The sequence below is a fragment of the Staphylococcus sp. KUGN1 genome (assembly GCF_045984185.1).
Lineage (GTDB): Bacteria > Bacillota > Bacilli > Staphylococcales > Staphylococcaceae > Staphylococcus > Staphylococcus warneri_A.
The window spans coordinates 1041072-1055884 of the sequence record NZ_JBJQIL010000001.1; the positions used below are offsets into that span (position 1 = coordinate 1041072).

Annotated in this window: 13 protein-coding genes; 1 reads left to right on the top strand and 12 read right to left on the bottom strand. The window is 32.7% G+C overall.

Annotated elements, in window-relative coordinates; all coding sequences use genetic code 11:
- Positions 1-25: 25 nt before the first annotated feature.
- From udk to ACJQQZ_RS05180, 12 genes are all read right to left on the bottom strand, one after another.
- Positions 26-649, bottom strand: a complete 624-nt coding sequence (gene udk / locus ACJQQZ_RS05125) for a uridine kinase (RefSeq protein WP_002451828.1) — start codon at positions 647-649, stop codon at positions 26-28.
- On the bottom strand, positions 649-1917 hold the full coding sequence (locus tag ACJQQZ_RS05130) for a peptidase U32 family protein (RefSeq protein WP_049424289.1): 1269 nt from the start codon (positions 1915-1917) through the stop codon (positions 649-651). The genes udk and ACJQQZ_RS05130 overlap by 1 nt, the downstream gene beginning before the upstream one ends.
- An 11-nt stretch (positions 1918-1928) precedes the next feature.
- Positions 1929-2852 carry a peptidase U32 family protein gene (locus ACJQQZ_RS05135; RefSeq protein ID WP_065428320.1) on the bottom strand — a complete coding sequence of 308 codons (924 nt, stop codon included), beginning with the start codon at positions 2850-2852 and terminating at the stop codon, positions 1929-1931.
- A gap of 2 nt (positions 2853-2854) precedes the next feature.
- A complete protein-coding gene (locus tag ACJQQZ_RS05140) occupies positions 2855-3493 on the bottom strand; it encodes an O-methyltransferase (protein WP_398575057.1) in 639 nt (212 codons plus the stop codon).
- Positions 3494-3819: 326 nt separating this feature from the next.
- Positions 3820-4128, bottom strand: coding sequence for a DUF1292 domain-containing protein (locus ACJQQZ_RS05145; protein WP_002466733.1), 309 nt, complete (start codon positions 4126-4128; stop codon positions 3820-3822).
- A gap of 12 nt (positions 4129-4140) precedes the next feature.
- Complete coding sequence (gene ruvX, locus ACJQQZ_RS05150) at positions 4141-4569, bottom strand: Holliday junction resolvase RuvX (RefSeq protein WP_075778391.1); 429 nt, start codon at positions 4567-4569, stop codon at positions 4141-4143.
- 6 nt (positions 4570-4575) lie between these two features.
- Positions 4576-4836: an IreB family regulatory phosphoprotein gene (locus tag ACJQQZ_RS05155; RefSeq protein WP_002451822.1), complete on the bottom strand. Its 261-nt coding sequence runs from the start codon at positions 4834-4836 to the stop codon at positions 4576-4578.
- 61 nt (positions 4837-4897) lie between these two features.
- Positions 4898-7528 carry an alanine--tRNA ligase gene (gene alaS / locus ACJQQZ_RS05160; protein ID WP_124227796.1) on the bottom strand — a complete coding sequence of 877 codons (2631 nt, stop codon included), beginning with the start codon at positions 7526-7528 and terminating at the stop codon, positions 4898-4900.
- 373 nt (positions 7529-7901) lie between these two features.
- Entirely contained in the window at positions 7902-10373 is a 2472-nt protein-coding gene (recD2, locus tag ACJQQZ_RS05165) for an SF1B family DNA helicase RecD2 (RefSeq protein ID WP_124227797.1), read from the bottom strand.
- Between the two features lie 4 nt (positions 10374-10377).
- The gene (locus ACJQQZ_RS05170; RefSeq protein WP_124227798.1) at positions 10378-11046 is read right to left on the bottom strand and encodes a tetratricopeptide repeat protein; all 669 of its coding nucleotides are present in this window, start codon (positions 11044-11046) and stop codon (positions 10378-10380) included.
- Positions 11047-11274: 228 nt separating this feature from the next.
- Positions 11275-12393, bottom strand: a complete 1119-nt coding sequence (mnmA, locus tag ACJQQZ_RS05175; protein WP_002451818.1) for a tRNA 2-thiouridine(34) synthase MnmA — start codon at positions 12391-12393, stop codon at positions 11275-11277.
- Positions 12394-12395: 2 nt separating this feature from the next.
- Positions 12396-13535, bottom strand: coding sequence for a cysteine desulfurase family protein (locus ACJQQZ_RS05180; RefSeq protein ID WP_124227799.1), 1140 nt, complete (start codon positions 13533-13535; stop codon positions 12396-12398).
- A 261-nt stretch (positions 13536-13796) separates the two neighbouring features.
- On the opposite strand from ACJQQZ_RS05180, the gene ACJQQZ_RS05185 reads away from it, so the two are divergent.
- Entirely contained in the window at positions 13797-14795 is a 999-nt protein-coding gene (locus ACJQQZ_RS05185) for an LLM class flavin-dependent oxidoreductase (protein WP_408023089.1), read from the top strand.
- Positions 14796-14813: the final 18 nt, after the last annotated feature.

Below are 14813 nucleotides of genomic sequence, written 5' to 3' on the forward strand. Positions count from 1 at the left end.
ATGTCATCTTCCTTTACTTTTAATACTATTGTTTACTAACTAAAGATTGAATCTTTGTAGTCATGATATCAATGGCTACCTTGTTACTGCCACCTTCTGGAATAATGATGTCAGCATGTTTCTTAGTTGGTTCAATAAATTGTTCGTGCATAGGGCGCACCACATTTAAGTATTGATTGATAACTGAGTCCATAGATCGTCCACGTTCATGAGTGTCTCTTTTCAATCGACGTAATATTCTTAAATCTGCATCCGTATCGACATATATTTTAACATCCATCATATCACGTAACGTCTTGTTTTCTAAAGCGAAGATACCTTCTACGATGATAACATCTTTAGGTTCAAATGCAATTGTTCGTTCACTTCTAGTATGACTTGCATAATCATAAGTTGGTACTTCAACGGCTTTACCATTTCGTAAATCTTTTAGATTTTGAATTAACAAATCGTTATCAAATGCAAATGGATGATCATAATTTGTCTCCAAACGCTCTTCAAAAGTTAAATGTGATTGGTCTTTATAATAATAGTCTTGTGCTAATAATGCAATACTATGACCTTCAAGATTTTTCATAATTTCATTTGTGACAGTTGTTTTACCAGAACCAGAGCCTCCAGCAATACCTATAATCGTCGTTTGTGTCATTACCCGATTTCCTTTCTCATCATGTTGTTCGCAAAGATTGGACGATCGACTTTAATTTGTACAATTTGCAATGGATGACGTGCGGCATCAAGTTGATTACCTTCTTCATCATAAATTGTATCTACAATTTGTTTAAAGCTTTCTATTTCAGGTCCAAAGAATTCAATTTCTTGACCTGGCTTAAAATTATTTCTTTGTTGTATCGTAGCAATTTGTGTTTCTTCATCATAATCTAATACTAGACCACAAAAATCATATGGTGATTTTTTAGATTGTTGTTCTCCAAACATTTGCTCTTCATAACCTGGTGTACCTTCAAAAAAGGCAGGTGCTGTATCTCTATTTGCACATTTATCTAGTTCGATTAACCATTCTGGATTAATAGTGAAATGTTCTGGGTCTTCAGCATAAGCATCAATGACTTTACGATATACAGAAACAACTGTTGCAATATAATGAATTGATTTCATTCGACCTTCTATTTTTAATGAATCGATACCTAAGTCCATCATTTGTGGAATTGATTCGATTAATTTTAAATCTTTAGGACTCATGGCAAACGGAACTACTTCACCATCTTCATAAAATAAATCTAATTCACCATCTTCGTCTACTTGTAATAAATCATAATCCCAACGACAACTTTGGCAACATCCACCTCTATTAGAATCACGTGCAGTCATATGATTACTCAATGTACATCTTCCTGAGTACGCAATACACATAGCACCATGAATAAACGCTTCTATTTCAATATCTACTTTTTCTTTCATCTCTTTCATTTCCATTGCACCTGTTTCACGTGCTAAAACAACACGGTCAAGGCCTTCTTCTTTCCAAAACTCTACTGCTTTGTAGTTAGATAATGACTGTTGTGTAGATAAGTGAATTTCTAACTTAGGCGCTACTTTTTTACATGTTTCAATAATAAGTGGGTCGGCAACTATAATCCCTGTAGCACCTGTAGCTTCAAGGTTAATTAAATATTCATCTAAACCATCCATATTATCATCATGTGCGATAATATTGGTTGTAACATAGATCTTTGCACCATATCGATTTGAAAATTCTACACCTTCAGCTATTTCTTCCATAGTAAAATTATCAGCATTTGATCTTAAACCATATTCTTGGCCGCCTAAAAATACTGCATCTGCGCCATAATGTACTGCAATTTTTAATTTTTCTAAGTTACCAGCTGGAGCAAGTAATTCTGGCTTCTTCATTTTAGTTTTTGAAGCACCTTTTATGTCTTCTATTGTTTTCATGATTCAGCCTCCTAATATACCGTATGCTTAAATAAGAAACCTTCATCAAATGGACGATGTTCTGGTTGAATCTCTTCGATTGGGTCTACTAGCATAAATTTTTCATCTTCGTATGTTTCAGGGTCTTCATTATAAAGATCAATGGCTTCACGATATTGTTGTGTGACAATATTAATATATTCTTCTGTTTGTAAAATGCCATCTATTTTAAATGCATCAATGCCTGCTTCAAAAAATGGTTCTAATTCCTCAATTAGGCATATGTCATTTGGAGACATAATATGCGTACCATTGTAATCTTCAAATACTGGATATTTATTTTCACGTTCTTCATCATATAGTAATAAATCATTTTGATTATCACTACGTTGAATTTTCATTTGTCTATCTTGGAATGTGTAATAATTACCTAGTAACATTCTTTTAGATTGAAACATGCAAGACATACCGTGCACTTGAACTTCTATCTCAACGTCGGCATGCGATTTGATATTGATAATTTCTTCTAGACTTAATTCTCTTGCTAAAACTGCTCTAGATGCACCCTTTTTCCCCCAATAATTACATTGGAAATAGTTAGTCACTAATGTTTCAGCATCCCAATGTAATGGTATTGGATTTGTCTGTTGCTTAACATACATCACAACAGCTGGATCACCAAATATAATTCTATCTACCTGTATTTCATGTAAAAATTGAATATAATCTTCTAATGCTGCTAAATGATAATTATGGAATAAACCATTCACTGCAGCGTAGACTTTTTTGTGATTATTATGTGCTAACGTAACAGCTTTTGTCATATCTTCACGATTAAATTCTCCTGGAAGTCGTAAACCAAATTTTTGTTCACCAATAACAAATGCATCCGCACCTATGTCTATTAGTGTTTCCATATGTGTTAGTGACTTAGGAGTAACTAGTAATTCTGGCATAGTCATTCTCCTTTTATTGAAATTGCTAATCCATCATCCATATTTAAAAAGTTTGTCGTATATCCTTCTTGTTGCATTAACCATTCATTGAATTGTTGAACTTTTTTTACCATTTGGCGTACGTTTCTTGATCTAACAATATCTATATCTGAAACAAATCCATGATAAAGGACATTATCAGTAATAACAATGCCACCTTCTCTAAGTAGTGGTGTGTATAACTCAAAAAATTTCTTTGATTGTGCTTTTGCTGCATCAATGAATAGCATATCAAATGTTTGATCTTTAATTTTATCGAATTGCTCTAAAGCATCTCCCTCAAGTAGACGTATCTGATCAGAATAATGGTTATCTGAAATATTAGCTTTAGCTTGACTAATCATTTCTGAGTTTCTTTCGATTGTAGTTACAAGAATATCATCAGATACCGAAGCGAATTGCATGGCACTATATCCAATTGCTGTACCAATTTCAAGAATACGAGTTGTATGGTTTATACGAATAATTTGTTTAATCATTTCTAGCGTATTACGATCGACGATAGGCACTTGATGATTAACAGCATATTCTCTTAAGGCTTCTATATGATTGTCATTAGTTTTATGTAAATTGAGAATATATGAATGATTTGTATCCATTATAAAACGACTTCCTTTGTGTAAAATAACTATAAGTTTATTAGACAATAAAAATAAATCAGCCTATGTATTGATTTAATGTACAAATCAATGAATTTGACTGATTATAACAACGCACAAATATATAATCGCTGTATATTAAAACGATGGCTATAATATTTAACTCTAAATATTTTACCATAATTTCATTGGGATTATAAGTATAAATCTTAATGATACAAAGCAAAGTTAAAATTTTACAATATAGCTATTCATGTTAAAAACGCCTTATGCTTTGACATATTGATGTCTTCACATAAGGCGTATGTTTTAATTTATTATTCTAATACTTATTCATCAATTTCAGTATTAACTACTTCTTCAATCATATCCCATTCTTCGTCTGTTTCGATAGGAACTAATTTACCACCGTCTCCTGATTCGTCAGGTTCATTAATCATTGGAACTAGTTCAATCATATCATCTTCATCAGTTTGTGCACCTTCTTCAGCTAACACAACATATTCTTTTTTAAATTCAGGGTGATAAAATTCAAGCATTTTACGATAAAGTACTTCATTACCTTCTTCATCATATAATGTTAAAAGTTCCTCTTCATTATTAATATTTAATTCTGTATCGTGATTATGTTCAGTCATTTTATTTCTCCTTTATGAAATAGAATCCAAATAGCCTTGTAATATAAATACTGCAGCCATCTTATCTATTACTTTTTTTCTTTTTTGTCTTGAAACATCTGCTTCAAGTAATGACTTTTCAGCAGCCATTGTGCTTAATCGCTCGTCCCACATAATAATTTCAATAGATGGTAACGCTTCTTGTAGTTTCTCTTTGTATTGTAACGAAGCTTCTCCACGAAATCCAATAGAATTGTTCATGTTTTTAGGTAATCCAATAACTACTGTACCAACACCATGTTGCTTAATGATTTCTGCGAGTTGCTCGATACCTAATTCATTATTATTTTCATCGATACGGAGTGTGTCTAAACCTTGAGCAGTCCAACCCATTAAATCACTAATCGCTATACCTACAGTTTTACTACCAACGTCTAATCCGAGTATTTTATGTTTTAACATATATGGTTATTCTTTAGACTCAGATAAATAATTTGAAACAAGTTCTTCCATAATCACATCTCTGTCAATGTGACGTATTTGATTTCTAGCTTCATTTTGACGTGGAATATAGGCCGGATCACCAGATAGTAGATATCCTACGATTTGATTAACGGCATTATAGCCTCTTTCTTCTAAAGTTCGGTGGACATTTTCTAATACTGATTTGACATCTTCTTCTGGAATATCTTCATATTTGAATTTCATTGTTTTATCAAAGTTTTCCATCTCGTCACTCCTTCAATTCATAAATTGATTCTATTTTATTCTACACGAAGTTCTGATTAAATTATATATTTTTAATGTAATCTTTAATAAAGCGTAATGATTCTGTGATGTTCTCTGGTTGTGTACCGCCACCTTGTGCCATATCTGGACGGCCACCACCTTTACCACCTACAATTGGTGCCATATTTTTAATGATGTCACCAGCTTTGATTTTGTCTGTCTGATCTTTAGGTACTGTCGCGATGATAGATACTTTGTCATCTACATTACTTGCAAGAATAATCACTGTATCTTGTAATTTTGACTTAAAGTCATCCATTGTTGAGCGAATCGCTTTAGCGTTTGGCACATCTACTTCTGTTGCTAGTACTTTTAAACCATTAATTGTTTCAACTTGGTCTTCGATATTGCCCATTTTAAGTGATGTGATTTCTTTATCTCTTTGCTCGAGTTGTTTGATTAAAGATTTTTCTTCATCTTGAATTTGTGTAATTTTATCTACAACTTGATCGTCAGTTTTGACTTTTACTAAGTCTTTAACTAAATTAAATTGTTCTTGAATATGTTCTAAATACAAGAATGCAGCTTTACCAGTTAAGGCTTCAATACGTCTCACTCCAGCACCAGTACCAGATTCACTTACTATTTTGAATAACCCGATTTCTGCTGTGTTCTCTACGTGAATACCACCACATAATTCAATAGAAAATGGAGCCATATTGACTACTCTTACAACATCGCCGTATTTTTCGCCGAATAAAGCCATTGCACCCATTGCTTTTGCTTCATCAATATTCATTTCTTGAATTCGAACATCAATACCTCTCCAAATCTCTTCATTAACACGTCTTTCAACTTGATTGATTTCATCTTGAGTCATTTGTCCAAAGTGTGAGAAGTCAAATCTCAAACGATTAGGTTCAACTAATGAACCAGCTTGATTAACATGCTCGCCTAGAACTTCTTTTAATGCTGCATGTAATAAGTGTGTTGCACTATGATTTTTTTGGATAGAACGACGTTCGTCTTTATTGACACTGGCATCTACTTCGGATCCTTTATTTACTTGACCAAATTGTACTGTACCTTTGTGTAGATTTTGTCCATTTGGCGCTTTAGTTACCTCAGTTACAGCAATTTCAAAATGGTCATTGCTTACTATACCTTTATCAGCAACTTGTCCACCACTTACTGCGTAAAACGGTGTATCTTTAAGCATAAAGTAAATCGTTTCTCCAGCATCTGCTTTATCAACTTCTTCACCATTTTGAATTAAATGAATCAATTCTGTTTGATAGTCAGTTGTATCATAACCAACAAAATGACTTTCTGTAGTAATGTTCTTTAATACTTCACTTTGAACTTGCATTGATTGTGAGTTTTGACGTGCTTGGCGCGCTCTGTCACGTTGTTGTTGCATCTCTGTTTCAAAGGTTGTCATATCAACTGTTAATCCTTCTTGAGTTGCTAATTCTTCAGTAAGTTCGATTGGGAAACCATACGTATCATAAAGTTTAAACGCATCTTTACCATTGATTTCTTGATTTCCTTCTTTAGCTTGACTAATGAAGCCATTTAAAATTGATAAGCCTTCTTCAAGAGTTTCATGGAATCTTTCTTCTTCGGACTTGATTACACGTTTAATGAAATCGCTTTTCTCTTTCACGTTTGGATAATATGGTTCCATAATTTCTGCAACAATATCAACTAATTTATACATAAATGGTTCATTGATACCTAATGATTGACTGAAACGAACTGCTCTTCTTAATAAACGACGTAATACATATCCGCGTCCTTCATTAGCAGGTAAAGCACCATCAGCAATCGCAAATGAAATCGTTCTAATGTGATCGGCGATAACTTTAAATGCTACATCTTGATCATTATTTTGTAAGTAATTTTTACCAGAAACTTGTTCAACTTCATTGATAATTGGCATAAATAAATCTGTTTCATAGTTAGTACGTACATTTTGCGAGATAGACGTCATACGTTCTAATCCCATGCCAGTATCAATGTTTTTATTAGGCAATGGTGTATATGAGTGGTCTTTATTATGATTAAATTCACTGAACACTAGATTCCAAACTTCTAAATAGCGTTCATTCTCGCCACCAGGATACATCTCTTCTTCTGGATCATCTTTGCCGAAGTCTTCACCACGATCATAGAATATTTCTGTATTTGGTCCTGAAGGTCCTTCACCGATATCCCAGAAATTTCCTTCTATTCTAATAATGCGACTTTCTTCTAAGCCGATTTTTTCATTCCAAATTTTATATGCTTCTATATCTTCTGGGTGAATCGTCACATATAATTTTTCTGGTTCCATTCCCATCCACTTGTCACTTGTTAAGAATTCCCATGCAAATTCAATGGCTTCATTTTTAAAATAGTCACCAATAGAGAAATTACCTAACATTTCAAAGAAAGTATGGTGTCTAGCGGTAAAACCAACATTTTCAATATCATTTGTACGAATCGCTTTTTGTGAGTTAACAATTCTTGGTTTTTTAGGTGTTTCTCTACCATCAAAATATTTTTTTAACGTTGCGACACCTGAGTTAATCCATAACAAACTATCATCATCGATAGGTACTAATGGTGCTGATGGTTCAACCATATGTCCTTTTTCAACGAAGAAGTCTAAATACTTTTGTCTGATTTCACTTGCTTTTAAATTTTTCATCCACTTACACTCCCTGAATTTCATTTATGAGCTAATAGCAAATAATGTATAACTGTTTTTATTGTTTAAAAGTAAACAAAAAACGCTCATCCTCAAAAAGGGACGAACGTTGTCGCGGTACCACCCTAGTTATAAGATGTTGGGTTAGAATCAACACTGCATTTATAGAAAATAGCAATTTGATAATTCAAAACCAGAATTATATGATGCTAACCGTTTCTTATCACTTTAGTCTCATGATTAAATTGACACAAAGTAGCGTTCAACAATTTTAATTGTACTTTTCACCAACCAGTACATCTCTTAAAATTAAAAAATGTCTACTCATCTTTATGCGAACTTAACTTTATTTTAATTTTATTGGTTTTAATTGTCAACGATTAGCAAAGTCATATGGTGATATTTCTCCCATATTTATCATAGGGTCAATTTGATAGATTGTTTCTTCAGATAATTCAATAGTCATTGATGCATTAGACGTATTTGAATCATTATCAATATTTATCTTATCTTCAAAGTGTACAACTTGAGTATCTTGATGTTGGTCTTGAAGTTCTGCATTCTCATTGTCTTCAATTTTACTTTCTTTAAAGTATTGGCTAAGTAAATCATACAGTTGTGTTAACCTCTTTTGTCCATTGGTATTCAATCCGATATCAAATGCCTGTGGATCACCTAATAATACTAATGATTGCTTCGCACGTGTTAATCCTGTATATAAAATAGGACGCTGTAACATTCTAAAATATTGTTTAACTATAGGCATAATCACAATCGGAAACTCTGAACCTTGTGATTTATGGATAGAAGTACAATATGCATGTGTTAATTCGAGTAAATCTTGACGTGTAAATGTGATTTCATTACCTTCGAAATCCACTACTAAGACATCTTTATTTAAAGCATTTTCTTTAGCCCAAAATATACCGACAATCACACCAATATCTCCGTTAAATATATTATCATTCGGACGGTTAACTAACTGTAATACTTTATCGCCTTTTCTAAATACAACATCTCCAAACTCAATTTCTCTAGTATCTTTTTCTTTTGGATTTAAGATGGTTTGTAATATTTGGTTTAATCGTTTAATACCTGCATTCCCTTTATACATTGGGGCTAGCACTTGGATATCGCTCATATCATATCCTTTATTAACAGCACTATTTACTACTTTCTCAACAACAATAGGAATTTGATCTGTACCGCAATTAATAAAACTTCGATCATGAAATCGTTGTGTTATATCAATAGGTTGACCAAGTTTCATTCGATGGGCTAATTCAATAATACTAGAGCCATCTTGTTGTCGATAAACTTCTGTTAAATTTACTCTTGGAATCGTTTTAGAATCAATTAAATCTTTGAACACCTGACCAGGACCAACTGAAGGCAATTGGTCTTCATCACCCACTAGAATAATTTGAGCATCCAATGGCACGGCACTTAAAAATTGGTGAAATAGCCAAGTATCTACCATGGACATCTCATCAATGATGATGAGACATGCATTAATTTCATTGTCCAATATATCTTCTGGTTGTGTGTCTTGATTCCAACCAATCAGACGATGTATCGTCATGGCCTCTAATCCAGTTGACTCTTGTAATCGTTTTGATGCACGACCTGTTGGTGCTGCTAATACAACAGGATAATCATCTTCTTGATAATCATCATAATCTAAGGAAATACCATGAACTTCTGCATATAATTCAACAATGCCTTTAATCACAGTGGTTTTACCTGTACCAGGACCACCAGTCAATAGCATTACTTTAGAATTAATCGCTGTTTGTAAGGCTTCTTTTTGAGATTCTGCATAACTTACTTCATTATTTGTTTCTATTTCGCCAATATGAATTTGTAAATCAGATTGTTCTATATCTTTCAATTTGTTTGTATGCGTTTTGATGCGATACAAATTTTGAACACTTTTCAATTCTGAATAATATAAACTTGGTATCGAAACTTTTTCATTAGCAACTATGATTCTTTTTTCTTCATTTAATTCTTGCAACATTGTATGAAGTTGTTCATGTTTAATTTGATTATCATCATGGTTACTATTTTGAGTTAATACGTTGTAAGTTGCTTCAATAATTTGATCATGTGGAATATATGTATGACCTTGTTTAATGCATTCTTCTTCTAATGTAAAAAGCAAACCTGCTTTAATTCGCTCAGGTGCATCAAATTGGATACCAATTTTTTGTGCTAGATGGTCTGCTTTATTAAAACCGATCCCTTTGATGTCATATACAAGCTGATATGGATTTTTATCGAGAACATCTAACGTTTCTGCACCGTAATATTGATAAATTGAACTTGCCAATTTAGGACCAAAGCCTAAATCATGTAGTCGTATCATCACTTTCTCAGATTCTTGATTAGATGCGATTTGTTCAGCGATTTGCTTTTGTTTCTTTTTAGGTAAACTTGGTACTTTTTCAAGTACACTCGCGTCATTTAATATATCATTTATTGCATTTTCTCCTAAAGTATTCACTATATTTTGCGCAGTTTTTTTACCAATTCCTTTAAATAAGTCGCTGGATAAATAACTGATGATTGCATCCTTAGTTTGTGGTAATTCCTTTTCAAATGTTTCTGCCTTTAATTGTTTTCCATAACGTGGATGTTCTACTGTTTGACCCTTAAATGTATAAACGTCCCCTTCAACTACATTTGGAAGAAACCCTACAACTGTTGGCATCGTATCAAATGATTCATTTGTCTCAATCGTATCCACTTTTAAAACAGTATAAAAATTATCACTATTTTGAAATAAAATAGCTTCGACAGTGCCTTTAATCATTGAATAATCAAATAGTGTAGGGTCAGTCATAGTATTACTCCTCTTCTTTAATTGCTGTAAACGTTTTTAATGCGTGTTGACTCAATAAATGACCTGAATCAATTTCAATTGCTTGGTTGAAATATTCGATTGCTTCATCTACGTCTTCATTTTTCATATATGTAGCAAGTCCTAAGTTATATATTGCGTCAACATGGTTTGAATCGATAGATAGTACTATTTTTAATTGTTTAATAGCTTGATCAAACATTTCTAATTGACATAATACTAATCCGTATTGAAACTGAACTTCTGTATCCTGATTTTGATCTTTTTCTGAAGCGGTCATTAAAAATGGTAACGCTTCTTTATGGGCATTTAATTGATTGAAAGACATACCTATCATGTAATTGCAATCAACTGGTTCTATATTGTATTTCATAGCTTGTTGATATAATTTAATCGCTTCTTTAAATCTATCTTGATTATAATAGACATTTCCTAAATTATAATAAATGGCCCCATTTTCCGGATCGATTGTAATAGCTTTTTGAAAAAAACGTTCAGATTTTTCTATTTCACCTGCATCAGCTAATACAATTCCAGCATTGATATAATTTTCTGTAATTGTTGGATCTTCTTCAATATTATCAAATAAAGCCTTCAACGCTTCTTCTAATTGACCTTCTTTAATAAATTGGTATATGGTTTTTTGATCAATCATATTTTCTTAGACAACTCCTTATATCTTTGTTGAATCACTTTTGATTCTTTCTTATTTAAAACAGAGGATTATCGTTCAAAATTAGTTTAATTATATTTTATCATGATATGTATTAATTTTTAAAAGCAAACTAAGTAAAGTATATGCTTTTTGTTTATAGATGTTTCATTTAAAAAATAAAAAATGCCGTTAATCCTAAGACCATATCCATGAATTAACGGCAAAATTTTATACTACATAACTTAACTGACCAGAATTTTTATAAACATCATCGATTGTTGCGCCACCAAGGCAAACCTCTTCATTATAAAAAACAACTGCTTGACCAGGTGTAATCGCTCTAACCGGTTCATCAAATGTTACTCTTATTGCTTCATTATCTTCTCTTTGAACAAAAACTTTAGTATCTTTTTGTCGATATCTAAATTTAGCAGTGCAATAAAAACCTTTATCTAAATCAACATCTTGTTCATTAACAAACGATACATCTGACGCAATTAAATAGTCACTATATAATGCATCATGATGGAATCCTTGTTCAACATACAATACATTGTCTTCTAAATTTTTACCGACTACAAACCACGGGTCGCCATCTCCACCAATACCTAAACCATGTCTTTGGCCGATTGTGTAATACATTAAGCCACTATGCACACCCATTTTTTTACCATCAAGTGTTATCATATCACCTGATTGAGCTGGGAGATATTGAGATAAAAATGTCTTGAAGTTTCTTTCGCCTATAAAACAAATGCCTGTTGAATCTTTTTTCTTAGCTGTAGCTAAATCTTGTTCTTCTGCTATTTCACGAACACGTTTTTTATCAATATCACCGATTGGGAACATGACTTTAGAAAGTTGCTGTTGTGAAAGTTGATTTAAAAAATATGTTTGATCTTTATTGTTATCAATACCTCGCAACATTTCAACATGACCGTCTTCATGTCTTCTAATACGTGCATAATGTCCTGTTGCTACGTAATCAGCACCTAACTTTAAAGCATGTTCTAAGAATGCTTTAAATTTAATTTCTTTATTACACATTACATCAGGGTTTGGTGTACGCCCTTTTTTATATTCATCTAGAAAGTAAGTAAATACTTTATCCCAATATTCTTGTTCGAAATTAACTGCGTAATATGGAATGCCAATTTGGTTACAAACAGCTATAACGTCATTATAATCTTCAGTAGCTGTACAAACGCCATTTTCATCAGTATCATCCCAATTTTTCATGAAGATGCCAATCACGTCATAGCCTTGTTCTTTTAATAGATATGCTGTTACTGAACTATCGACACCACCTGACATACCAACGACTACACGTGTATCTTGATTCGTCACGATTATTCCTCCTTAAATTTATGATATATTTTATGAATTTCTGCGACTATATATTTAACTTCGTGCTCTGTAGTCATTTCATTAAAACTAAATCTCACTGAATGTTTCGCTCTTTCTTCGTCTTCATACATAGCTGCTAATACATGTGAAGGTGTCGTTGACCCTGCTGTGCAAGCAGAACCTGAAGACACATAAATTTGACTTAAATCGAGCAGTGTTAGCATTGTTTCCACATCAATAAAGGGAAAGTATAAATTTATGATGTGGCCGGTTGTATCAACCATTGAACCATTAAGCTCAAATGGAATGGCACGTTCTTGCAAACTCACTAAAAATAATTCTTTTAAATTCATTAAATGGATATTATTATCATCCCTATGTTGTTGTGCTAACTCAATCGCCTTAGCAAAACCAACAATCTGGGCTAAATTTTCTGTTCCTGCTCGACGTTTTGTTTCTTGTTCACCACCAAGTTGAGTAAATTGTATTGGTGTATTTTCTCTTACTAGTAATGCACCGATGCCTTTAGGACCGCCAAATTTATGACCAGTCACGCTCATAGTGTCAAATTTAAAATCATCAAAATCTATATCTAAATGACCAATGGCTTGTACTGCATCAACATGGAATAATGCATTCGTTGAGGTAACGATATCTTCAATATCATACATTTGTTGAACTGTACCAACCTCATTGTTCACAAACATGATAGATACAAGAATTGTTTTTTCTGTAATAACTTCTTCTAATTGATCTAAATCAATGGCACCCGTATCATCTACATCTAAGTATGTTACATCATAACCTTCACGTTCTAATTGCTCAAACACATGTAATACAGAATGATGTTCTATTTTAGTAGTGATTAAATGATTGCCAATATGTTCATTAGCTTTAACTAAACCTTTAATGGCAGTGTTGTTAGATTCTGTAGCACCACTTGTAAATATGACTTCAGATGGTTTAGCTCCTAAACATTTGGCTACAGTTCTGCGTGATTCATCTAAATATTTACGTGCGTCTCTTCCAATTGAATGAATTGAAGATGGGTTACCATAATGAGATTGATATATATCCATCATCGCCTCTACAACTTCAGATTTAACTGGGGTTGTGGCAGCATAATCAGCATAAACTTCCATGTTTGACACTCCTCACAAAATTATCAATGTTCCTATAATAGCACCTAGAAACGTATTTTTCTACCTATCTGTTTGACAAAAATAGTTAGTATAATTTTAACATTATATTGTTATAGTTGATAATATGAATTATAAATCTAACTATTATTTTCTCTTAATTTAATTAGTAATATTGTTCTGTGTAATGAGCAATTTAATATTGATTTCTGCTAATCGTTGTTATACTTCATATACTATTTTTACTATGGAGGAATAATTGATATGAATAAACTTAAAGTATCTGCATTAAATTTAGTACCTATTAGAGAAGGACAAGAGGATAGCGACGCTTTACATGATATGATTGATTTAGCACAATATTTAGAACAAGTAGGATATGAAAGGTATTGGATTGCTGAGCACCATAATGCGCCTAATTTAGTAAGCTCTGCGACTGCATTATTAATTCAACATACTTTAGAACATACAAAAACGATTAAAGTCGGATCTGGAGGAATAATGTTACCCAATCATGCGCCTCTTATAGTAGCGGAACAATTTGGTACAATGGCTACTTTATTTCCTAACCGCGTAGATTTAGGTTTAGGCAGAGCACCAGGTACAGATATGATGACAGCAAGTGCATTGCGCAGAGACCAACATAATGGTGTTTATCAATTTCCAGATGAAGTAGATCAATTACAACAATATTTCGGACCAGCAAATCAACAAAGTTATGTTCGTGCCTATCCAGCTGTGGATAAACAAGTACCTTTATATATATTAGGTTCTTCCACTGATTCGGCACATGTTGCTGCTAGAAGAGGTTTGCCATATGTTTTTGCTGGGCATTTTGCGCCACAACAAATGAAAGATGCGATACAAATATATAAAAATTTATTTGAACCATCAAAGTTTCTAAGTGAACCTTATGTTATTATAGGATTAAATGTTATCGTTGCAGACACAGATGAAGAAGCCAAATATTTAGCAAGTTCAATGGCTCAAGTTATGGTTAGTATTACTAGAGGTAAAATGCAACCTGTTCAACCACCAACAGATAAATTAGATCAAGTGTTAACACCAAGGGAATTGGACATGGCGAAACAACGAATCAACTCATCAATGATCGGCTCTGAAAGTACAGTTAAGCAAAAAATTAAAGCTTTTATTGATTATTATGGCGATATCGATGAAATTATGGGTGTGAGCTATATATATGATCAACAAAAACAACATGAGTCATATCAAAAATTTAAACACATTATCGATTCAATATAATTGAATTGATATATTAGA

What these genes read in the sequence shown, in the direction of transcription:
- udk (WP_002451828.1), bottom strand. Translation starts at nt 649, where the DNA reads ATGACACAAACGACGATTATAGGTATTGCTGGAGGCTCTGGTTCTGGT.
- ACJQQZ_RS05130 (WP_049424289.1), bottom strand. Translation starts at nt 1,917, where the DNA reads ATGAAAACAATAGAAGACATAAAAGGTGCTTCAAAAACTAAAATGAAG.
- ACJQQZ_RS05135 (WP_065428320.1), bottom strand. Translation starts at nt 2,852, where the DNA reads ATGCCAGAATTACTAGTTACTCCTAAGTCACTAACACATATGGAAACA.
- ACJQQZ_RS05145 (WP_002466733.1), bottom strand. Translation starts at nt 4,128, where the DNA reads ATGACTGAACATAATCACGATACAGAATTAAATATTAATAATGAAGAG.
- ruvX (WP_075778391.1), bottom strand. Translation starts at nt 4,569, where the DNA reads ATGTTAAAACATAAAATACTCGGATTAGACGTTGGTAGTAAAACTGTA.
- ACJQQZ_RS05155 (WP_002451822.1), bottom strand. Translation starts at nt 4,836, where the DNA reads ATGGAAAACTTTGATAAAACAATGAAATTCAAATATGAAGATATTCCA.
- alaS (WP_124227796.1), bottom strand. Translation starts at nt 7,528, where the DNA reads ATGAAAAATTTAAAAGCAAGTGAAATCAGACAAAAGTATTTAGACTTC.
- recD2 (WP_124227797.1), bottom strand. Translation starts at nt 10,373, where the DNA reads ATGACTGACCCTACACTATTTGATTATTCAATGATTAAAGGCACTGTC.
- ACJQQZ_RS05170 (WP_124227798.1), bottom strand. Translation starts at nt 11,046, where the DNA reads ATGATTGATCAAAAAACCATATACCAATTTATTAAAGAAGGTCAATTA.
- ACJQQZ_RS05180 (WP_124227799.1), bottom strand. Translation starts at nt 13,535, where the DNA reads ATGGAAGTTTATGCTGATTATGCTGCCACAACCCCAGTTAAATCTGAA.
- ACJQQZ_RS05185 (WP_408023089.1), top strand. Translation starts at nt 13,797, where the DNA reads ATGAATAAACTTAAAGTATCTGCATTAAATTTAGTACCTATTAGAGAA.